This is a genomic window from Wenzhouxiangella sp. YN1 (assembly GCF_056324145.1).
The window spans coordinates 94,748-115,189 of sequence record NZ_JBJNIO010000120.1 but is presented as its reverse complement, the minus strand read 5'-3'; the positions used below and the strand labels follow the sequence as shown (position 1 = coordinate 115,189).

At 64.2% G+C, this 20,442-nt stretch carries 17 protein-coding genes; 10 read left to right on the top strand and 7 right to left on the bottom strand.

Annotation, left to right across the window (positions count from 1 at the left end; genetic code table 11):
- Nucleotides 1–73: 73 nt before the first annotated feature.
- The 3 genes from ACEWQZ_RS03950 to ACEWQZ_RS03940 all read right to left on the bottom strand — a co-directional run bounded on the left by ACEWQZ_RS03950 (nt 74) and on the right by ACEWQZ_RS03940 (nt 4,179).
- Nucleotides 74–739, bottom strand: a complete 666-nt coding sequence (locus ACEWQZ_RS03950; RefSeq protein ID WP_476481764.1) for a flavodoxin reductase — start codon at nt 737–739, stop codon at nt 74–76.
- Nucleotides 740–764: 25 nt separating this feature from the next.
- Complete coding sequence (gene acnA, locus ACEWQZ_RS03945) at nt 765–3,554, bottom strand: aconitate hydratase AcnA (protein WP_476481763.1); 2,790 nt, start codon at nt 3,552–3,554, stop codon at nt 765–767.
- Nucleotides 3,555–3,723: 169 nt separating this feature from the next.
- Entirely contained in the window at nt 3,724–4,179 is a 456-nt protein-coding gene (locus ACEWQZ_RS03940) for a plastocyanin/azurin family copper-binding protein (RefSeq protein WP_476481762.1), read from the bottom strand.
- 199 nt (nt 4,180–4,378) lie between these two features.
- Here ACEWQZ_RS03940 and ACEWQZ_RS03935 point away from each other — a divergent pair, with 199 nt between their 5' ends.
- The 5 genes from ACEWQZ_RS03935 to ACEWQZ_RS03915 all read left to right on the top strand — a co-directional run bounded on the left by ACEWQZ_RS03935 (nt 4,379) and on the right by ACEWQZ_RS03915 (nt 6,862).
- Nucleotides 4,379–4,657 (top strand): type II toxin-antitoxin system RelE/ParE family toxin, encoded by a 279-nt coding sequence (locus tag ACEWQZ_RS03935; RefSeq protein ID WP_476481761.1) that lies wholly within the window; start codon nt 4,379–4,381, stop codon nt 4,655–4,657.
- A 9-nt stretch (nt 4,658–4,666) separates the two neighbouring features.
- Entirely contained in the window at nt 4,667–4,951 is a 285-nt protein-coding gene (locus ACEWQZ_RS03930; RefSeq protein ID WP_476481760.1) for a HigA family addiction module antitoxin, read from the top strand.
- A gap of 68 nt (nt 4,952–5,019) precedes the next feature.
- Nucleotides 5,020–5,799 (top strand): hypothetical protein, encoded by a 780-nt coding sequence (locus ACEWQZ_RS03925; RefSeq protein WP_476481759.1) that lies wholly within the window; start codon nt 5,020–5,022, stop codon nt 5,797–5,799.
- The gene (locus ACEWQZ_RS03920; protein WP_476481758.1) at nt 5,796–6,293 is read left to right on the top strand and encodes an RNA polymerase sigma factor; all 498 of its coding nucleotides are present in this window, start codon (nt 5,796–5,798) and stop codon (nt 6,291–6,293) included. Before ACEWQZ_RS03925 ends, ACEWQZ_RS03920 begins: the two co-directional genes overlap by 4 nt.
- Nucleotides 6,290–6,862 carry a hypothetical protein gene (locus tag ACEWQZ_RS03915; RefSeq protein WP_476481757.1) on the top strand — a complete coding sequence of 191 codons (573 nt, stop codon included), beginning with the start codon at nt 6,290–6,292 and terminating at the stop codon, nt 6,860–6,862. The genes ACEWQZ_RS03920 and ACEWQZ_RS03915 overlap by 4 nt, the downstream gene beginning before the upstream one ends.
- 19 nt (nt 6,863–6,881) lie before the next feature.
- On the opposite strand, the gene ACEWQZ_RS03910 is transcribed toward ACEWQZ_RS03915, so the two are convergent.
- From ACEWQZ_RS03910 to ACEWQZ_RS03895, 4 genes are all read right to left on the bottom strand, one after another.
- Nucleotides 6,882–8,219, bottom strand: coding sequence for an FAD-binding oxidoreductase (locus ACEWQZ_RS03910; protein ID WP_476481756.1), 1,338 nt, complete (start codon nt 8,217–8,219; stop codon nt 6,882–6,884).
- A complete protein-coding gene (gene cfa / locus ACEWQZ_RS03905) occupies nt 8,216–9,352 on the bottom strand; it encodes a cyclopropane fatty acyl phospholipid synthase (RefSeq protein WP_476481755.1) in 1,137 nt (378 codons plus the stop codon). Before cfa ends, ACEWQZ_RS03910 begins: the two co-directional genes overlap by 4 nt.
- Before the next feature lie 129 nt (nt 9,353–9,481).
- Nucleotides 9,482–10,366 (bottom strand): universal stress protein, encoded by an 885-nt coding sequence (locus ACEWQZ_RS03900; RefSeq protein WP_476481754.1) that lies wholly within the window; start codon nt 10,364–10,366, stop codon nt 9,482–9,484.
- An 11-nt stretch (nt 10,367–10,377) separates the two neighbouring features.
- Nucleotides 10,378–11,859, bottom strand: a complete 1,482-nt coding sequence (locus ACEWQZ_RS03895; protein ID WP_476481753.1) for a SulP family inorganic anion transporter — start codon at nt 11,857–11,859, stop codon at nt 10,378–10,380.
- 363 nt (nt 11,860–12,222) lie between these two features.
- On the opposite strand from ACEWQZ_RS03895, the gene ACEWQZ_RS03890 reads away from it, so the two are divergent.
- From ACEWQZ_RS03890 to ACEWQZ_RS03870, 5 genes are all read left to right on the top strand, one after another.
- Nucleotides 12,223–15,639 (top strand): hypothetical protein, encoded by a 3,417-nt coding sequence (locus tag ACEWQZ_RS03890; RefSeq protein ID WP_476481752.1) that lies wholly within the window; start codon nt 12,223–12,225, stop codon nt 15,637–15,639.
- A gap of 79 nt (nt 15,640–15,718) precedes the next feature.
- Nucleotides 15,719–17,179, top strand: a complete 1,461-nt coding sequence (locus ACEWQZ_RS03885; protein ID WP_476481751.1) for a sodium:solute symporter family protein — start codon at nt 15,719–15,721, stop codon at nt 17,177–17,179.
- 73 nt (nt 17,180–17,252) lie between these two features.
- Nucleotides 17,253–18,488, top strand: coding sequence for an efflux RND transporter periplasmic adaptor subunit (locus ACEWQZ_RS03880; protein WP_476481750.1), 1,236 nt, complete (start codon nt 17,253–17,255; stop codon nt 18,486–18,488).
- Between the two features lie 65 nt (nt 18,489–18,553).
- Nucleotides 18,554–19,237, top strand: a complete 684-nt coding sequence (locus ACEWQZ_RS03875; RefSeq protein ID WP_476481808.1) for an ABC transporter ATP-binding protein — start codon at nt 18,554–18,556, stop codon at nt 19,235–19,237.
- Nucleotides 19,234–20,442 (top strand): ABC transporter permease, encoded by a 1,209-nt coding sequence (locus ACEWQZ_RS03870; RefSeq protein ID WP_476481749.1) that lies wholly within the window; start codon nt 19,234–19,236, stop codon nt 20,440–20,442. The genes ACEWQZ_RS03875 and ACEWQZ_RS03870 overlap by 4 nt, the downstream gene beginning before the upstream one ends.

Sequence of the window (20,442 nt, the reverse complement as noted above, 5' to 3'; positions counted from 1 at the left end):
CTCCTTGAAGGATTGGTTTGAGTTCAATTCTCACCCTACCGCCGATCGAACTGCCCTTGCAGCGGTGACGGCATTATTTCTCGAATACCAGCCGATCGGGTTCGGCGCCGAGCTCGGCAAGCGCGTCCTTGACGGCCTGGTCGAATTTCGGCGGGCCGCAGGTGTAGAAGCGCTGATCGAAGTCGTCGATATGTTCGGCCAGAAAATCGCGATCGATCCGGCCTTCCGGATACGGCATGCCTTTGGCGTCATCGCAAAGAAAGATGCATCTGTCGCCGAGGTAGTGGCGGAATTCCTTCTCGTTGATGATGTCATCAGGGCTGCGGTTGGCAAAGATCAGGCCGTGGCCGTCGAGCTGATCGTCGGCAGCCAGCTGCCTGAGCATGGCCATCATCGGCGTGATGCCGGCGCCGCCGGCGATGAACCAGCCCGGGCCCTGATAGGTCAGCACGCCGAAGGAATCCGACATCATCAGCTTGTCGCCGGCCCCAAGCGAGTGCAGCTTCCGGGTAACGCCTTCATGCTCGGGATACCCCTTGATGGTGAACTCGAGCGCGCCGGCATCATGCAGATTGGTTGGCGTGAACGGTCGCCCCTTTTCGCGCCAGTCGTCTTCGTCGACGGCCAGTTCCACGCCCTGCCCGGGCTCGTAGTCGAGCCCGTCGGGCCGGGTAACGATAAAGCGCTTGACGTCGTGGGTGACGAACTCGGTCATCAGGATTTCGACGCGATGGTCCATGTTGGCTCTCCTCGGGTTTTACCTCCTACAGCAGCTCGCGCAGCATGTAGGGCAGGATGCCGCCGTGGCGGTAATAGGCGACTTCAGCTGGTGTATCGATGCGAATTTTCGCCTCGAAGTTCCGGGTATCGCCCTCGCCATTGCGAGCCTCTACCTTGACGCGCTCGGGCAGCTTGTCGCTGCCTTCGATGCCGGTGATGTCGAAAGTCTCCTCGCCACTCAGCCCCAGCGACTCGGCGCTGTCGCCGTCGACGAACTCGAGCGGCAGCACGCCCATGCCGATCAGGTTGGAGCGGTGGATGCGCTCGTAGGACTCGGCAATGACCGCGCGCACGCCCAGCAGCGCCGTGCCCTTGGCGGCCCAGTCGCGTGAGGAGCCCGAGCCGTATTCCTTGCCGGCCAGCAGTACCAGCGGGGTGTCGTTGGCGATGTAGTTGACGGCGGCATCGTAGATGGTCGTGACCGGTGCTCCGTCCTGGGTGAAGTCGCGGGTAAAGCCGCCTTCGGTCCCCGGCGCCAGGTGGTTTTTCAGGCGTACGTTGGCGAAGGTGCCGCGAATCATCACTTCGTGGTTGCCGCGGCGCGCGCCGTAGGAGTTGAAGTCCTTGGGCTCGATGCCCTCATCCATCAGATACTCGCCGGCCGGCGAGTCGGCCGCGATGGCGCCGGCCGGGCTGATGTGGTCGGTGGTCACCGAGTCACCCAGCAGGGCGAGCACGCGCGCACCGGTAATGTCGGTCAGCGGCTCGGGCTCGCGCGTCATGCCGTCGAAAAACGGCGGCTTGCGCACGTAGGTCGATTCGGGCTGCCACTCGAAGGTATCGCCCTCGGAAATGTCCATGCCCTGCCAGCGCTCGTCGCCGGCGTACAGGTCCGAGTAGCCCTCGGTGAACATGTCGGCGCGCAGGTTTTCGCTGATGGTGGCCTCGATCTCATTTGGCGAGGGCCAGATGTCTTTCAGGTAGACCGGATTGCCGTCGCCGTCGGTGCCCAGCGGGTCGCGGGTCAGATTGATGTGCATGCTGCCGGCCAGCGCGTAGGCCACGACCAGCGGCGGCGAGGCGAGGAAGTTCATCTTCGTTTCGGCATGAATGCGGCCTTCGAAGTTGCGGTTGCCCGAAAGCACCGAGCAGACCGTCAGATCCTTGTCCTTGATCGCCTGACTGATTTCCGGCGCCAGCGGCCCGGAGTTGCCGATGCAGGTAGTGCAGCCGTAGCCGACCAGATGGAAGCCGAGCTTTTCAAGATACGGCGTCAGGCCAGCGCGCTCGATGTAATCGGACACCACGCGCGAGCCGGGCGCCAGCGAAGTCTTGACCCAGGGCTTGCTTGCCAGACCCTTCTCGACGGCATTTCTTGCCAGCAGCGCTGCGCCGATCATCACCGCGGGGTTGGAGGTGTTGGTGCATGAGGTGATGGCGGCAATCACGACCGAGCCGTGATCGAGCTCGAAACTGCGGCCATCGTCGAGCGTGACTTCCACCGGCGTCGACTCCCAGTCGGCATTTTCATCCGGCGGCGTGTGCGGCGCGTCACCGGGATGGTTTTCGTGGGCGGTGAATGGGTCGCTGGCCGGAAAAGACGCCGCCGAAGAAGCATCCAGGCTGCCGCGCACCGCCTTTTCCTGTGGCTCGCCGGCCAGCAGGGCGGAGACCGCCTTGGGCGCGATGCGCAGCGGCACCCGGTCCTGCGGGCGCTTGGGCCCGGCCAGCGACGGCTCGACCGTGCTCAGATCGAGTTCGACGACTTGCGAGTAGTCGGGTTCGTGATCGGGGTCGTGCCACAGGCCCTGCTCCTTCGCATAGGCCTCGACGAGCTTGACCTTGTGCTCGTCCCGGCCGGTCAGGCGCAGGTAGGACAGGGTTTCATCGTCGATCGGGAAGATGGCGCAGGTCGAGCCGTATTCCGGGCTCATGTTGCCCAGGGTGGCGCGGTTGGCCAGCGGCACGTTGGCCACGCCGGGGCCGAAGAATTCGACGAATTTGCCGACCACGCCCGTTTTCCTGAGCAGCTCGGCGACGGTCAGCACCAGGTCGGTGGCGGTGGCGCCGGCGGGAAGCTCGCCGGTGAGCTTGAAGCCGACCACCTGCGGCGTCAGCATGCTGATGGGCTGGCCCAGAATGGCGGCCTCGGCCTCGATGCCGCCCACGCCCCAGCCCAGAACACCCAGGCCGTTGATCATCGGGGTATGCGAGTCCGTGCCCACAAGAGTGTCGGGATAGGCCAGCAGGCCGTCGTCGGTTTCACGCGTGAAAACGGTACGCGCGAGGTATTCCAGATTGACCTGATGGCAGATGCCGGTATCGGGCGGCACCACCTTGAAATCATTGAAGGCCTGCCCGGCCCAGCGCAGCAGCTGGTAGCGCTCGGCGTTGCGTTCGAACTCGAACTTGGCGTTGATGAAGAACGCGTCGGGCTGGCCGAAGGCATCGACGATAACCGAATGGTCGATGACCAGATCGGATGGAATCTGCGGGTTGATGCGCCGGGGGTCACCGCCCAGGTCGGCCATGGCGTTGCGCATGGCAACCAGATCGACGACCGAAGGCACGCCGGTGAAGTCCTGCATCAGCACCCGCGCCGGCGTGAACTGCACCTCCTGATCCGACTCGACTTCGGGCTGCCACTGGGCCAGCGCGTTGATCTGGTCGGCGGTAATTCCCTCTCCGTCTTCGTTGCGCAGCAGATTCTCGAGCAGAACCTTCAGGCTGAAAGGCAGGCGTGCGCTTCCCTCGACCGCATCGAGCCGGTAGATGGTGTAGGTGGTGTCGTCGACGACAAGCTGGTCGCGGGATTGGAAACTGTTCTTTGACATGCTGCGCTCCTTGAGAATGCACGGGTGGCTGACGGAGGCTTCTGAAACTCCTCTTTCACTTCAACACCTAGCATAGCAGACGCAGCCAACCTGCTGACTGTATTGGACAAATTCAGCCAGATAGCCAGCCATTCGTGGCTGCATCCGCAGTCTGCTTCATGTCCTCGGGTCAGCTCTTCTCGACCTTGAGCACGCCCTTCATGCCCGCAGCAAAGTGGCCGGGGAAGGTGCAGATATACTCATAATCACCCGGCTCCTCGGGGGCTGTGAAGGTCACCGTCTCGGACTCGCCGCCGGCCACCATGCCGGTGGCAGCGATCACCTGATCACCCATGTCGGCGGGCATGTAGTCATTGTCGGCGCCGGCCTGGGTGGCCGCCTGGTCATAGGCCTCGGCGTCGGCAGCGGCAACCAGCAACACCCAGTTGTGCGACATTGCGTTGGCCGGCAGCTCGGTATTGTTGACCAGCTTGATCGTCACCTCTTCGCCCGGCTTGACGGTGATCGTCTCGGTGTCGAACTTGAGCGAGTCGAGGCCCTCGATTTCAATGGTCTTGGCCTGCACCGCGACAGCGGCCAGAGCCATCGCCGTGAAAAGCATCAATCTCAATGACTTGCTTAACATGATTCATCTCCTTTGTCTCATCGTGAGACGGGTGAGCTCCCCTTCTACGGGCACGGAAGCGAATGCCTCTCACTTCAGTGCCCGATACTGATTCTGACAGGAGCGTCGGGCGACAGTTTCGTGGACTTGAACGCATACCGATCTCCAGAACTGCCGGCGGCACTTGACCCTTGTACGCGTTACGTACCACAATACGCAAATGATTCGCAGCTTTCAGTGCCCGGAAACGGAACGGCTGTTCGAGACGGGCAAGAGTCGCCGGTTCTCGGGCATCGCGAAGATTGCGTTGCGGAAGCTCGACCAGCTAGACAACGTCACGCAGCTTCGGTCGCTGGCGATTCCGCCGGGCAACCACCTCGAGGCGCTGAAAGGTGATCGTCTGGGCCAGTACAGCATCCGCATCAATCAGAAATGGCGAGTTTGCTTTCGATGGGGCGATGAGGGTCCGAAAGATGTTGAAATCGTGGACTACCACTGAGGTTTGCATATGAGCCGCATTACCACTCATCCAGGAGAAATGTTGCGCGAGGAATTCATGGTGCCGCTGAGCCTTTCAGCTCGTGAACTGGCCCGTGCACTGGATGTTCCACACAACCGGATTTCGGAACTTGTTGCCGGCCGACGCGCCATGACGGCTGACACTGCCTTGCGTCTTGAAAAGCACTTCGGCATGGAAGCGCGCTTCTGGCTCAACCTGCAGGCAGCGCACGACTTGTCTCGAGCCCGGCGCGAGGGCGACTACAACGACGTCCACCCCCACGAAGCAGCCTGAGCCCGTTACCGTTCATGACTTGAGGCCCCGAAGCGCCGCCTGCCAGGTTTCGGACGCCCCGGGTGTCTATGGGTATCGAACTCGCCACGATACCGAAGAGACTTCCGATGATCGAAGCACGAACCGCTTGCACCTGCCCTGCCCTCGGCTCCCCCGCGGCCCTGAGTCGCTTTCCCCGCTGGCTGATCATGGGCTGGCGTTTGTTCCGGCGTGCACCTCTCAGGCTGTTCGGCATGATGCTGCTGTTGTTTGCTATCGAGATGCTGGTGCAGATCACGGCTCCAGTGGTCGGTATTCCACTATCGAAGTGGGTGGTGGGAATGCTTGGCGGGATTTACTGGCTGGCGCTGTATCAGCTGGCCGACAGCGGGCGGCTGCAAATTCTTACCGCGCTGCGCAAGGTCAAAGACAAGTGGCCGGCGCTGGCTGCTCTGGCTTTCGTCTCTGGACTGACCTATGTTTGGCAGGTGGCAGTCGGGTATCTGGTATTGGGTCCTGGCGCCGTGGATTTGCTGGTGTTTGCGCACAAGACGGACGACGCGTCAGGCAGCCCATTCCAGCTCGGGCTCATCTTTGCCTCGGGCGTGCCGCTGTCGACGCTGATGATGTTCGCCGCGCCGCTGCTGCTGATCGATCGTCTTTCGCTGGGAAAAGCCTTGCTTAGGAGTACTCATCTGTGTGCCCGGCATGCCTGGCCAATCACCTGGCTGGCCCTCGTGACAATGCTGCTGGTCTTTCTGGCGCCGGCCGCCTGGCTACTGCCGCCCCTGCTGCTGGGCCCTTGGCTGCTTTGCGTCGGGCTGGCCGCGTATCTTGAAATCAGGCCGCCTGCCGAGGGCGGCGAGTGAACCGCAATCGAAGCGACCATTTCATGCAGGTCATTGAGCGCTTCGGCCCCATGCTCTCGCGCGTTACTCTGAGCTACGAGGCCGATGCGGCACTGCGCGAGGATCTGTTTCAGGAGATTCTGTTGGCGGTCTGGAAAGCCTTGCCGTCTTTTGGTGAGCGAGCCAGCCTGAAAACATTCGTGGCGCGCGTGGCGCACAACCGCGCGGTCGATCACGTAATACAGCAACAGCGTGTTCTCGATCACGTTTCAGGCGGCGACCCGGACGACCTGGCGCCTGCCTCTGCCCACACCCTGCCCGAACAGCATGACCTGGCGGCTGCCATACGCAACCTGCCGCTGACGTACCGGCAGTGCATCGAGCTGATGCTCGAAGGTTTCACGCACGCTGAAATCGGCGAGACGCTCGGCCTGGCTGAAAACACCGTTTCCCAGCGCCTGAGCCGCGGCCGCCAACGGCTTAAAAAGCTGCTTGCAAAGGAAGAACCCGCATGAACACTGATCATGAAATCGAACAATGGCAGAGCGCATGGCAGAAGACGCCGGCGGCGGCGCTGGACGTCACCGCCCTGATGGCCAAAACCAGGCGGCGCAACCGGCGCGAGAAGGCGGTCGCCGTAATCGAGCTGCTGTCTGGCATCATAGTCGTTGGGGCCTGCCTTTTGATTGCGGCGACATTCGAGCTGCATGTGTTCGAGCGTGCGATGTTTTTTGCGCTCGCCGTCATGTCCGTCGGATTCACCGTGTGGACCTTTTGGCAGCGTCAGCGCAATTGGTGCCACCTGCCGATGGACGCGAGTGCGCTGCTCAAGCTTGAACGGCGACGCCTGCAAAGCCGGCTTCGCTACTGGCATGTCAGCGTATGGATGCTCGCAGGAATCTGGGGACTGACGCTGCTTGCCGCAGCCATAAGCTACTTCCTCGCATCCGACGCTTTCGATAACTTGCAAGCTTCGGCTGCGGGCGTACTGATCGTGTTTGTTGCCACGGTCCTGTGGTCGATCGTCGTTCGCAGGCAGGTCAGGCGCCGCCTGAAAAAACTGGACGCGCTCGAGCGATCATGACTGACGTAGCCAGAAAGCCTCAGCCCTGCTCTACTGCCTTTTCGTACAGCCCCGGAAAGCGTCCGTCCGGATCGCACTCGCGCTTGAGGGCCTCGTAGGTCTCGCGGTCGTATTCCTGCCAGAAGGTCGCTTCATCGTAAGTGCTGCGCGAATACAGGCTCTTCTTGCCGCCGTGTTTCGCCACCAGCTTTTCGACCAGGGCGTTGTAGTGGCCGTCGGGTTCGTTCGAGGGAATCATGTCCCAGAAGCCGAAGTTGATGTAAGGCGTGTCGGTGCGCAGCTCGAACAGGGAAAAGCGGCCGTCGGGCACGATGAAGGGACAGATCCAGACCGGGCGGATGCCGATGGCGGATTCGAAATCCTCGAGGAAGGCGGCGGCGTTGTCGATGGGGATGTCGATATCCTGGATGACCGACTCGGTGCGCGGACGGACGTATTGCAGCAGGCTCAGCGGCCAGCGCCGGCTGGCGCGCATGATCTTCTGGTAGGTGATGCTCGACAGGCGCTTGCGCCCCAAAAGAAAGCGCAGCGGCTTGAAGTTCATGCCGACATTTTTGCTGCACCAGAACCAGTCGGTATCCCAGCGCCACAGATAGTCGTGGGTGCTGAGCCAGTCCTCCTGCTTTTCCAGCAGGCTCTTCCAGTACTGCTGCATCCAGGTGTAGTCGCTCGGAGCGGTACCGGCCGGCGGCGACTCGGCAAAGCTTGCGCGCACGAGCACGAACTCGTCGGGCGCGAAGTACACCGCATCGAGGTAGTCGCAACTCGGCTGCGCGCATTCTTCTCCGACGGCGGCAAACAGCGCCTGCGAATCGCTGAAGCGACTGTGCTCCAGGCGCAGGTATTGCTTGACCGGGACCAGCTCCACCCGCAGCCGGGTGGCATACCCCAGGCTGCCGAAGGAGTTGGGAAAGCCGAAGAACAGCTCGGGGCGTTCATCCGGCGAGCAGGTCAGCACGCGGCCGTCGGCGACGAGCACGTCCATCTCGCGGACGGTGTGATGAACCAGGCCATGGCGAAAGGCCATGGATTCGATGCCCAGTCCGGTCATCGCGCCGCCGACGGTAATGCTCTTGAGCTGCGGCACGATGGCGGGCGCCAGGCCGTGCGGCAGCGTTGCATCGACCAGGCCGGCGTAGGTGATCATGCCCTCGACATCGGCAACGCCGGCTTCAGCGTCGATGGCAATGACGTGATCGAGCGATGTCACGTCAAGCTCGGTGCGATTGCCTTCCTCGCGCGGACGAAACAGGTTGCTGGTGCGCTTGCGCAGTCGTACCGGGCCGTGCGAGTCGGTCAATGACGCCGACAGCGCCCCCACGCGACTTCGATGTGCCTGCCAGGCTGCTTCGCTCATGGCTGGCGCACCGACACATAACGCGGCACGTCTCCGTGGCTGAACACCATCTGCCACAGGTTCAGACCGCGGGCGCGAAAGGCGCTGGCCGACATGTTCAGGTAGTAGCGCCACATGCGGTAGAAGCGCTTGTCGAGGCCGTCGTGCTCGGCCAGTCCTGGCCAGGCCTCGAGAAAATTGGCCTCCCAGGCCATCAGCGTGCGGTCGTAATCGGGGCCGAAGTTGTGCCAGTCCTCGAGCACCAGCAAGCCTTCTTTGGCCCGGGCGAGTTGTGCCTCTGACGGGATAACACCGCCGGGGAAGATGTACTTGCTGATCCACGGATCGGCAGCGGAGCGGCTTTCATTGCCGCCGATGCAGTGCACCAGCGCCAGTCCGCCGGCCTTGAGCCGCGCGTGGATCAGCTCGAAGAAGCCGTGATAGTTCTTCGGGCCAACGTGTTCAAGCAGGCCAACGCTGACTACGCGGTCGAAATCTTCGGACTCGTTGATCGCCTCGCGGTAGTCCTCGAGCCGGATATCGACCGGCAGGCCTTCGCAGATGGCGCGCGCGTAGTCGACCTGCTGGCGGCTGATGTTGAAACTGACGACCTCGCAGCCGTGCTCGGCGGCCAGATAACGGGCCAGCTCGCCGAAGCCGCCGCCGAGCTCGAGGATGCGCATGCCCGGTTCAAGGTGGAGCTTGGCGGCCACCAGCGCCAGCTTGGCGGCCTGGGCCTCGTCCAGGGTTTCGATTTCACCTCGTTGGCCGTAATAGGCGCAGGTGTACTGCATGGTCGGGCCCAGCATGGCCTCGTAGAGCCGGTTGGACAAATCGTAGTGCTGTTCGGCCACCTGGCGGGAGCGACGGCGGCTTTGCGGGTTGCTCAGGCGGCTGAGCAGCGCCTGAAAGAGCGTCGATGGTCTGCGAACCTTGCGATCGAGCCGGGCGCGCTGAATGCGGGTGAAGAAATCGTCAAGCTGATTGGCGTCCCACCAGCCGTCCATGTAGGCCTCGCCCGCTCCCAGCGAGCCTTCGGCCAGAACGCGCTGGTACAGGCGATCGTCATGCACCTGAATATCCCGGGGACGATCACCGTCGATGCTCACGTCAGCGGCCTCGAGCAGTGCGGCCACTTCTTGTTTCGCTGACACGACTGGGCTCCCTCTCTTACGCTGGGTTGCATTCCAATCGCAGCCGGCGGGAGCGCCCCGGCGCGGCTGCCCGGCCCCTCGTCAACCAGCCTAGCCGGGCAGACCTGGCGCGGTCAAGGCGATGCAGCGCTAGCGCAGAAGCAATACGGGAATGGTGCAGCGGCGCAGCACGCTGGTGGTGGTGCTGCCGACAATCAAGCGTCGGATACGCGAGTGGCCATAAGCCCCCATCACCAGCAGATCAATATCCAGCTGCTCAGCCTGCTCGATGATCACGTCCTCGGCATGGCCCGTTCGGACCACGGTCTGCGGCTCGAAACCCGCTTCCTCGAGCGTCTGCCGGGCCCAGTCCAGGCTTTTGCCGAGCTTACCTTCTTCGCTGCCGGCCACGACCAGATAACAGCCGAGGCCGCGCAGCAGCGGGCTCTGGCAAACCATGGCAACGCATTTTTGCGTAGTGGGGCTGCCGTCGAAAGCAATCGCGAAAGACTCGATCTGCCGGAACTGGCGTGAGCTGACCAGCAGCGGGCGGTGCACCGCGCGAACGGCGCGCTCGAGGTTGGCGCCAAGGTGTCCCTTGTGGAAATCCACCGACTCACCGCGCTTGCCGATCACGAACAGGCGAACGCCGTCTTCGAGCTCGACCAGCGTTTCCGCCAGCGTGCCGTGACGCTGAAGCGCTTGCGGGTCGACGGCGCCGGCCGCGGCGGCACGCCCGGTCATGCGCTCCAGCAGGACGCGCCCCTGCTGCATGGCCAGACGCGAGCGCCGGGCGTCGAGCTCGGCCAACTCTTCAAGCAGGGCCGATTGCGTATCGATGCCGATGTTGCCGCTGTAGTCGGCCTGAGCGGCGTGGCTTGGCTCACGATTGATCACGTGCAGGCACGTCAGCGCGGAGCCCATGCGCCGGGAAGCCCAGGCCGCGTGATCGACAACCGAATCAGCATAAATCGAGGGATCGAGGCAGGCCATGACGCGGCCGTCGGCGGGAATGGTGTAGGTGATCTTGCTCATCAGCGGTCTCCTCAGTGGCCCAGCAGCTTCTCGGCATTCGGTTTGTCGTGCACGCCCAGACGGTCAACCAGGGTGCGACTGGCCTCATCCATGCCGACGACTTCGACCTCCACGCCTTCGCGACGGAACTTGAGTATGACGCGATCGAGCGCGCCCACGGCGCTCAGGTCCCAGAAGTGGGCGGCGGAGACGTCGATGCGAATGTGTTCCACCACCTCACGAAAGTCAAAGGCGTCCAGAAACTTGTCCGACGAGGCAAAGAAAACCTGCCCGGTGACGGTATAGCGGCGGGTCCGGCCCTCGTCTTCCAGGTGTCGCTCCACGACCAGCACCTGCGACACTTTTCTGGCAAAGCCCAGAGCCGAAAGCAGCACGCCGGTCAACACGCCCTTGGCCAGATCGTGCGTGATCACGGTCACGGCAACGGTTCCGATCATCACCAGGCTCGATGTTCTGGGATGGTGCCTGAGGTTGCTGATCGATTGCCAGCTGAAGGTGCCGAAAGACACCATGATCATCACCGCGACCAGCGCCGCCATGGGAATCATGCCGACATAGTCGTCCAGAAAGACGACCATGATCAACAGAACGACCCCGGCCACCAGAGCGGAAAGCCGCCCCCGCCCGCCGGACTTCACGTTGATGACCGACTGCCCGATCATGGCGCAACCGGCCATGCCGCCGAAAAAGCCGGAGACGATATTGGCCATGCCCTGCCCCCGGGCTTCGCGATGCTTGTCGCTTGGCGTGTCGGTCAGGTCGTCGACAATCTGCGCCGTCAGAAAGGATTCGAGCAGCCCCACGACCATCATGGTCGTCGAAATCGGCAGAATGATCAGCAGGGTCTCCAGCGTCCAGGGCACGTCGGGCAGCAGAAACGTCGGCAGCGAGTCGGGCAGCTCGCCCTTGTCGCCGACGGTAGGCACTTGAATGCCCAGCGCGATCGAGGCTGCGGTCAGCAGCACGATGGCGACCAGGGGCGAGGGCACGGCGCGCGTCAGTCGCGGCAGCCCATAGATGATCAACAGCGCGATCGCCACCATCGGATACACGGCAACCGGCACATCGATCAGCTCGGGGAGCTGGGCAAGAAAGATCAGGATGGCCAGTGCGTTGACAAAGCCGGTCACGACCGAGGTCGAGACGAAGCGCATCAGATCAGCCAGCTTGAGGTAGCCGGCCAGGATCTGAAGCAGGCCGGTGAGAACCGTCGCCGCAAGCAGGTACTCCAGCCCGTGCTCGCGCACCAGCGTGACCATCAACAGCGCCATGGCTCCGGTGGCAGCGGAGATCATGCCCGGACGCCCACCGGTAAACGATATGACCACGGCAATGCAGAACGAGGCATACAGACCGACGCGTGGATCGACGCCGGCAATGAGCGAAAAGGCGATGGCTTCCGGAATCAGGGCCAGAGCCACAACCAGGCCGGCGAGCACGTCACCACGGATATTGGAGAGCCAGTCACGGCGGAGGGTGTAGAGCGCGTTCATGCAAACAATACCTTCTCGGCCCGGGCCGCAGTGGCCGGGCGTGTGCACATGTCAGGGAGATGAAATCGAGCTGATGGCGCCGAGATGAACTGGAACCTCGTCTTGCCGGGCGCACAATCAGTGCCAGCGTATTGTAGACCAGCCAGCACCGCGTGAGGTGCTGAGCTGTTACAGCTGTTGGCCTCCGGCAAGGAGCAGCCGTGCGGCGATGCTCGCCACGCCTGATCAAGCGCCGTTGATCGCCGAGTTGCGGCCGTCGATCCAGGCGGCGCGGTATTGCCACCGGGCTGCGGTAGGCTGGCCGCAACGTGCCAGTGGCCACAACGGCCGCGCCAGCAAATAACAACTCACGAGGGAGAAAACGTGCGCTCAACCACGCCTTTGACCATGCCGTGCCGTATGGCCGGCGCGCTGCTCGCCGCCCTGATACTGCAAATCATGACCGTCCAGGCCGTACGCGCCCAGGACGTTGATCTGGTGGTCAACATCGTCGCCGATCAACCAGCTTACATGGCCTTCGAGCTGCAGTCGTTTTCGGTAACGATCTCCAACAACGGCCCGGATCCGGCCACTGCCGTCGAGCTGGTCGTCGAGCATCCGATCGCCGACGCGCCGTTCGAGCTCAGCGCCACCTGTCAGGCCCTGCCGGGGCCCAACCCGAACGGACCGGCGGTGTGCCCGCCCGGTTCGGGTACGGCGCCTTCGCCGGCCTTTGTTCGCAGCGGCGACACCTTCAGCGTGACCCTGCCGTCGATACCCAGCCAGAGCCAGGCGAGAATCGACTTCGACACGCAGGTGCGCTGCCCAAAACCCCGCAACGCCGGTGAGCCGGTCTGCTTCGGCGTGCCTGCGGGCAATTTCCAGATCAACGTCGACGTCAGCTCGGCTGAAAACGAAACGATCGACGCAACCAACACCAGTTCCACCAATGTCTTCCTCTACCCGCCGGATGTGCAGTATCGGATCGAGATTACCGATGCACCCGCCACGGCCACGCCCGGCTCGGTGGTCGAGTACGAGTTCGAGGTTCACAGCTTCGGCCTGCAGCCTTCCGACCAGCTTGAGCTGGCGGCCATCATCACCGGCCAGGCGGGCACCATGCTGCCGCTGACCGCCAGCAACAACCCGCACGGCTCGCAGGGATCGACGCTGCCGGGCACCGAGCTGCTGGCGATCGACTGCGTGTCGACCGCGCTCGGCGCCTGGCCGCCCGGCGCACTCTTCCCGCCCTCTCCGGCGCCCTGGCAGACCTGCCCGTCGACCGGGCTGATTCCGATCCCGGTTCCGACCAGCCCCACCAACCAGAACCCGGTGACCGGCTTTGCGGGCGGTGCCTTTCTCGATAATCTGCCGGGAACCGACGACGGCCCGCCGGGCGGCGGCGTGATGCGCTTTCGTGCTCGGGTCAAGGTCGGCGAGCCGGTGTGCGTCGACGTTCCCGACTCGGGCGTGCGCGATCTGGTTTTCGAGGTGAAGGTCAACGGCCTGCAGAACACCGACCTGGTGCCGCCGGGGCCGGCCGACAACACCGCCACGGCAACCACCGAAGTGGCCGGCAACTGCGAGGTCGCCGATATCGAGTTCTCGACCTCAGCCAACCCGGCAAACATCACGCTGGATTCCAGCGGCGAAGCGAGCTGGACGCATGAGATCACCGTCAGCAACCTCAGCACCGGCCCGTCGGCCGGTACCGCCACCAACGTTCCAGTCGAGTTCGAACATCACAGCCACGCCTTTGCCGAAACGCAGGGCCCGCTCGCCTGCAGTTCATCGCCGAGCGGCTTGTGCCCCACCGCCGCCGAGCTGGCCAACGGCGTCGTCTCGAGCAGCAGCAGCCATTTCCGCTTCGCCTCGAGCATCGACTCGCTGCCGCCGGGCGCGTCGATCACGATCTCGCTGCCGGTCGACATCGTGCGCACCACCTGCTGGGGCGATACCACCGCGCTGATCAACCTCAGCGGCCAGGCCTCGCCCTCGCCGGCGCTTCACGATCCGATCTACAGCCCGACGACGCCGCCGGAGCCGCCGCCATTCACCCCCGGAAGCAATCCGTTTTTCGGCAACAACGGCCTGCAGACCGTCGCCGAGGTCGGTGGCCTGACAAGCTGCCCGGGCGGCGGACCATCGACCCGACTGGAAATCGTCAAGAGCGGGCCATTTGCCAGCGCCGCTGATGCCCAGGCCGGCACCCCGCTGATCGGGCAAACGCCCGGCAGTTACATTGCCGACGGCACCGACGTGTACTACAAGCTGGTGGTCACCAATCCCGATACCTTCAGCCCGGTAATGGTCGGCGACATCAACGACCAGAACTTCAACCTGGCCGGCCTGGCGGCGACACCGCCCAGCGGTTTTACCTACACCGGCCCGACGCTCGCGGACTGGGGTATTACCTGCACCGCCAGCCCGGCCAGCGAGACCTGTCACGAGCTCGCCAGCACGCCGCTGGCCACCGCCGGCTACAACTGGTGGCTCCGGCTCGGCTATGACCCGAACGCACACGGCGGCGACAGCGAAGTCGCGCTGGCGCCAGGCGGCGAGCTGACCTACATCATTCCGTTCACGATGCCGACTCATCTCAACCGCTGTCACGATCCCGAGCAGACCAGAAACCGGGCCCAGGCCAATTTCCTCAGCGTGACCGGTGCCAACGCGACGACGCCCTGGTCGATGGTCAACCAGTACATCGGCATGCCGCCGTGCGTGCCCGGCGAGCTGGAGATCGAAAAGGAAATCCTGCCGCCGGCAACCGCCAGCAGCATCCCCTCCAGCGGCGAAATCAGCTGGCGCATCACGCTGACCAACGCCTCGGCAACCGAGACCCTGGATATTCCGCGGCTGATCGACCAGACCTTCGCCTGGGGCGTCGATGCGACCATCACCCAGGTCGACTGCACCGTGCTCTCCGGCGGGGCGCAGTGTCCACCCACGCCCGTCATCCCCGGCACGCGAACGCCGGCCTCGGGCCCGAGCTTGCCGCTGGCCGACCCGCTCCATATCGACCACGAATGGGGTTCGGTCGGCAACAACACCTTCCCGCCGGGCGGCTCGGTCGCCTTCGAGATCACCGCGCAGCTGGCCAACCCGACCGGCAACTTCGGCTGCGTCAACAATCGCGCCAGCTTCAACGGCTTCAGCGATCCCAACGGCTGGATTCCAGCCGAAGACTCGGCCTATATCTGCCCGCCGGACAGCCCGGATTTGAGCCTGCAAAAGCGAGTTTCGCCGCAGATTGCCCAGCCCGGTGACCTGGTCACCTGGACCGTCACCGTGGTCAACATCGGCTCGGCTCCCGCCGACGGCGCCGTGCTCGATGATCCACTGCCCGCCGCGCTGCTGGCCGACAACCCGGGCGGCTACAGCAACGCAAGCTGCACCGATATTTCGGGCTCGAGCTTCATTCCCAACCCGCAGGGCACGGCCGTGTGCCCGCCGATCACCAGCAACGGCTCGGGCCTGAGCGCCGTGATTGGCACCATGGGGCCCAATACGGCTCTGGAGTTCAGCTACCAGGCGGTGATGCCGGCCACGCCCGTTTCGGTCGACAACGTGGCGACCGTCGTCGCCCCCTCGCCCGGCGGCCCGAGCTTCGGCTCCGGCACCGCCCAGTCGCGCCAGAGCGTTCAGGTACAGGACGAAACCCTGACCGGGCCGCCGTCGCCGCCGCCCGTGCCCGTGCCGGCACTGGGCTTGTGGGCATCGATTGCGCTGGTGATGCTGTTGCTGCTGCTGGCCTGGTCCAGCGGTCTGCTGCGTGACTCCGGGGCGCGCTCTTGGTAGTGTATCGAGCGATTTGACCGGTTGCCCCGGCCACCCGGCCGGGGCAACTTGCGCCCTCGATATCCTCGGAACGACACTGATGCCGACCCTGCAAGCGATCATTCTCGCGATTTATTTCATCGTGATCTTCGGGGTGGGCCTCTACGCCACCCGTTTCATCGACGACACCACCGACTTTCTTCTGGCCGGGCGTCGGCTTGGCCTGGTACTGGCCACCGCCACCCTGTGCGCCACTCACTTTGGCGGCGGTTTCGTCATGGGTTCCGGCGAGTGGGGTTTCGAATACGGCTTGACCGGCATTGCCTACGCTGCCGGCGTCGGTCTGTCGCTGGTGGTGCTGGGGCTGGTCGCCGCGCGGCGAATGCGTGAACTCGCCATGTTCACCGTGCCCGATTACCTGGACCTGCGCTACGACAGCAAGCTGGTGCGCTTTCTGGGCGCGCTGCTGTCGCTGGTGGCCATCATCGGCATCATTGGCGCGCAGGTCTGGGCGGCCCAGGGGGCGCTGTCGATCATCGGCCTCGATCCCACTCGGGCGGCCATTGCAGCCACGGCCCTGTTCATTGTCTACACCGCTCTGTCGGGCCTGTGGGGCGTAACGCTGACCGATGCCGTGCAGCTGGCCATCATTTTCATCGGTGTGCCGATCGCTGCCTTCATGGCGCTGGGCGAGACCGGCGGGTTTGCCGGCATTCGCGACGGCATCGACGGGCTCGAGCTCGCCGTCTCCACCCCGGAGTACTTCAACCCGCTGGGCGCGGGCCTGGGCCTGGTGCTGACCGCCATCATTCCCACGATGATGTATACCCTCATCGGCCAGGATTTCTATCAGCGCCTGTTCGCTGCCCGCAACGAAAACACCGCCCGCCGCGCGGCCATTCTGGCCGGAGTGCTGCTGGTGGTTTTTGCCGTCTTTCCGGTCATTACGGGCATGGCCGCCCATGCCCTGTTCGGCAATGAAATCGAGCCGGCCCAGGCCATTCCGAAGCTGATCGTCGAAGTTCTGCCCGATGCCGCTGCGGCCATCGTGATTGCCGCCATCATCGGCGCCATCATGTCCACCGCCGACTCGCTGCTGGTGGCCGGCACCGCGCACGTCACCAACGACTTCTACAGCAAGCTGATCAACCCCGACGCCGAAATGGACAGCCGCAAGCTGCTGCGGCTATCGCGCATGGTCACGGTCGTCATCGGGGTGCTGGCGCTGTGGATGGCGCTGGCTTTCGAGGCCATCATCGACCTGCTGTTGATGTCCTACACCCTTTATGCAGCCGGCGTGTTCATTCCGGTGGTGCTGGGGCTGTACTGGCGGCGTGGCAATGCCGCCGGCGCGATCGCCGCGATTGTCGGCGGCTCCTGCGTGGGCGTGGCCGGCGAGCTCGGCTGGCTGAAGCTCTCCGGGCTGCCGCTCATCGGCGGATTTCCCATCATCGTCATCGGCGCGCTGGCGTCGCTGCTGCTGTATGTTGTGGTGTCGCTGTTGACGCCGGCCCCGCCCCATCGTCCGGGCGCGCCGCCGTCAGCCTCGGCGGCATCATGACCCGTCTGCTCGCTATACTCGACACCGCCGTGACCGCACGATCCGAACCCGCAAGTCTCCGGAGCAGCCGCAAATGAATCAACCCGACAACGCCAGCCTTGATGAGATGGCCGACGAGGTGCATACCGCCATTCGTTCGCAGCGCCGCCGCGGTCGCTTCGGGCGCCTGGCCTGGATTGCCGGCGGCACCGTGCTGCTGGCGCTCGTGGTCTGGTGGCTATGGCCACAGAGCACCACCATCGAATGGGAAACCCGCGCCGTCGACCGCGGCGACATGGTGCTTATCGCCACGGCCACCGGCAACCTCGAGCCGCGCAGCGAGGTCACCGTGGGCGCCGAGATTTCCGGCCTGATCAGCGAGGTGACGGTCATCGAAAACGACCCCGTCGCCGTCGGCGACGTTCTCGCGCGCTTCGATACCGAAGAGCTCGAGGTCAATCTGGCCCAGGCCGAGGCCCGCCTGGCGCTGGCCCAGGCCTCGGTGGCCGAGGCCGAAGCCACGCTGGAGGAGACCACCATCGACGAGCGCCGCCTGAAAAACCTGATGGAGCGCAACATGACCTCGCAGGCCGAGCTCGATACCGCCCGCGCCGCCGTCAAGCGCGCAACCGCCCGGGTCAGCCACGCGCAGGCGTCGGTCAGCGAAGCTCAGGCCGCGGTATCAGCCAGCCGTACGCGCCTGGACAAGGCGGTCATCACCTCGCCCATCAACGGCGTGGTTCTCAAGCGCAGCGTTGAACCCGGCAACACCGTGGCGGCCAGTTTTCAGGCGCCCGAGCTGTTCATTCTGGCCGAGGATCTGCGCGAAATGGAGCTGCACGTGTCTCTGGACGAAGCCGATGTCGGCCTGGTCGAGCCGGGGCAGCCGGCGACCTTTACCGTTGACGCCTGGCCCGGCCGGGAGTTTGCCGCCGAGGTGCTGCGCGTCTATCTCTACCCCACCATCGAAAGCAATGTTGTCACCTACACCACCGTGCTGGGCGTGGACAACCCGGACGAGGATCTGCTGCCGGGCATGACCGCAACCGCGACCATCACCACCGACACGCGCGAACAGGTAGTGCGTGTACCCAACAAGGCGCTGCGCTTCAAGCCGCCGGGCGGGCCGCGTGTGGTCTTCTCCGGGCCTGGCGGGCGATCCGACGCGGATACCGAGGCGGGCAGTTCGGTCTGGGTGCTGGAGAATGGTCAACCGGAACGCGTGAAGGTCGCCACCGGCTACACCGACGGTCGTTACACCGAGATCCTCAACCAGGCGGTATCACCCGGAGACGAGGTTCTGGTTGGCAGTCGTCAGCCGCGCGAGTGAGCGTGAATCAGGCCGTGAATCACAGCAACGCTCACTCCCCAGGCGATGCCGCCGCGGTCTTCCGGATGCGGCGCATCTACAAGATCTATGGGCAGGGGCCGACCGAGGTGCGCGCGCTCGACGGCGTTGATCTTGACATCCGTGCCGGTGAGTTCGTTGCCGTCATGGGCCCCAGCGGCTCGGGCAAATCGACTTTTCTCAACATCCTCGGCTGTCTGGACGTGCCGACCGCCGGGCAGTACCTGTTTCGCGGCGTGGATATTGCCAAGCTCAGCCGCGACGAGCTGGCGCTGCTGCGGCGAAAGTTCATGGGGTTTGTCTTTCAGAGCTTCAATCTTCTGGCCCGAACCGGCGCCGCGGCCAACGTCGAGCTGCCGCTCATCTACGAGGGCGTTGCGCGCGCCCGCCGCCGCCAGCTTGCCGTCGAGGCGTTGAGCGTGGTCGGCCTGGGAGATCGCGCAGCGGCCACGCCAAACCAGCTTTCCGGCGGCCAGCAGCAGCGCGTGGCCATTGCCCGCGCGCTGGTGACCCGGCCGCCGGTGCTGCTGGCCGACGAGCCGACCGGCAACCTCGACACCCGCACCGCCGGTGAAATCATGGATCAGCTGGTGCGGCTGCGAACCGAGCGCGATGTCACCATCATCATGGTCACCCATGAGCCCGACATTGCCGCCTATGCCGACCGCGTCCTGTATTTCGTTGACGGCAGAATCCGCGACGACGGGCCACCGGCCGAGGTGCTGGAATGAATCCGCTCGACACCCTGCTGATGGCCGTTCAGGCCATTGCGCGCAACAAGATGCGCTCGTTTCTGACCATGCTGGGCATCATCATCGGCGTGGCCAGCATCATCGCCATGGTTCATCTGGGCCAGTCGGCAACGCGTGCGGTGACCGCCCAGGTAGCCAGCATCGGCTCCAACCTGCTGTTCGTGATGCCCGGCACCTCACAGCGCGGCTCCGGCGGCGTGCGCGGCACGGCCGAGCCGTTCGAGATGGCCGATGTCGAGGCAATGCGGCGTGAAATCCCCGGCATTCGCGTCGCGCCGGCGGTCTCGCGCAGCGTGACCGTGATCTACGGCAATGCCAATCAGAACGTCAATATCGAAGGCACCACCAACGAATACTTCAGCGTGCGCAATCACCCGGTCACGCGCGGGCGCACTTTCAAACCCGAGGAGCTGGCCGCGGGCGCAGCCGTGTGCATTCTCGGTCAGACCGTCGTCGACGACATGTACGCCAGCGAAGAGCCGTTGGGCTCGACGCTGAGAATCGGTCGGACCGCCTGCCGGGTCATCGGCATTCTCGAGGAAAAGGGGGCCTCCATGGGACAGGATCGCGACAACCTGATCCTGATGCCCATCCGGGCCGTTCAGAGACGCCTGGCGGGCAGCCTGGACATTCCCGTCATCTACATCTCCGCGCTTGAAGACGGTACCAGCGCCCGCGTTCGCAGCGACATTGAATCGCTCATGCGTCAGCGCCGCCGTGTCGGCATCGGCAAGGAAGACGATTTTCACGTCCGCGACACCCAGGAGATCATGGACGCGCTCGAACAGACGGCCGGCATCATGATCCTGCTGCTCGGCGGCATTGCCGCGGTCAGCCTGCTGGTGGGCGGCATCGGCATCATGAACATCATGCTGGTGTCAGTCACCGAACGCACCCGTGAAATCGGCATTCGCCTGGCCATCGGCGCACGCGCCCGCGACGTGCTCACGCAGTTTCTGGTCGAATCGATCGTGCTGGCCACCTTTGGCGGCCTGATTGGCGTGCTGCTGGGGCTGGCCGGCACCCTGCTGATGACCAGTCAATTCAACATGCCGTTCGTGGCCTCGCCGGGCGTGATGATCCTGGGCTTCGCCTTTGCCATGAGCATCGGCGTGGTCTTCGGCTTCGTCCCGGCCCGCAAGGCCGCCCACCTCAACCCGATCGACGCGCTGCGCCACGAGTAA

Bases quoted from the DNA above. Each gene is read 5' to 3' on its own strand.
- ACEWQZ_RS03950 (WP_476481764.1), bottom strand. From the start codon at position 739: ATGGACCATCGCGTCGAAATCCTGATGACCGAGTTCGTCACCCACGAC.
- acnA (WP_476481763.1), bottom strand. From the start codon at position 3,554: ATGTCAAAGAACAGTTTCCAATCCCGCGACCAGCTTGTCGTCGACGAC.
- ACEWQZ_RS03940 (WP_476481762.1), bottom strand. From the start codon at position 4,179: ATGTTAAGCAAGTCATTGAGATTGATGCTTTTCACGGCGATGGCTCTG.
- ACEWQZ_RS03935 (WP_476481761.1), top strand. From the start codon at position 4,379: ATGATTCGCAGCTTTCAGTGCCCGGAAACGGAACGGCTGTTCGAGACG.
- ACEWQZ_RS03930 (WP_476481760.1), top strand. From the start codon at position 4,667: ATGAGCCGCATTACCACTCATCCAGGAGAAATGTTGCGCGAGGAATTC.
- ACEWQZ_RS03925 (WP_476481759.1), top strand. From the start codon at position 5,020: ATGGGTATCGAACTCGCCACGATACCGAAGAGACTTCCGATGATCGAA.
- ACEWQZ_RS03915 (WP_476481757.1), top strand. From the start codon at position 6,290: ATGAACACTGATCATGAAATCGAACAATGGCAGAGCGCATGGCAGAAG.
- ACEWQZ_RS03910 (WP_476481756.1), bottom strand. From the start codon at position 8,219: ATGAGCGAAGCAGCCTGGCAGGCACATCGAAGTCGCGTGGGGGCGCTG.
- ACEWQZ_RS03900 (WP_476481754.1), bottom strand. From the start codon at position 10,366: ATGAGCAAGATCACCTACACCATTCCCGCCGACGGCCGCGTCATGGCC.
- ACEWQZ_RS03895 (WP_476481753.1), bottom strand. From the start codon at position 11,859: ATGAACGCGCTCTACACCCTCCGCCGTGACTGGCTCTCCAATATCCGT.
- ACEWQZ_RS03885 (WP_476481751.1), top strand. From the start codon at position 15,719: ATGCCGACCCTGCAAGCGATCATTCTCGCGATTTATTTCATCGTGATC.
- ACEWQZ_RS03880 (WP_476481750.1), top strand. From the start codon at position 17,253: ATGAATCAACCCGACAACGCCAGCCTTGATGAGATGGCCGACGAGGTG.
- ACEWQZ_RS03875 (WP_476481808.1), top strand. From the start codon at position 18,554: ATGCGGCGCATCTACAAGATCTATGGGCAGGGGCCGACCGAGGTGCGC.
- ACEWQZ_RS03870 (WP_476481749.1), top strand. From the start codon at position 19,234: ATGAATCCGCTCGACACCCTGCTGATGGCCGTTCAGGCCATTGCGCGC.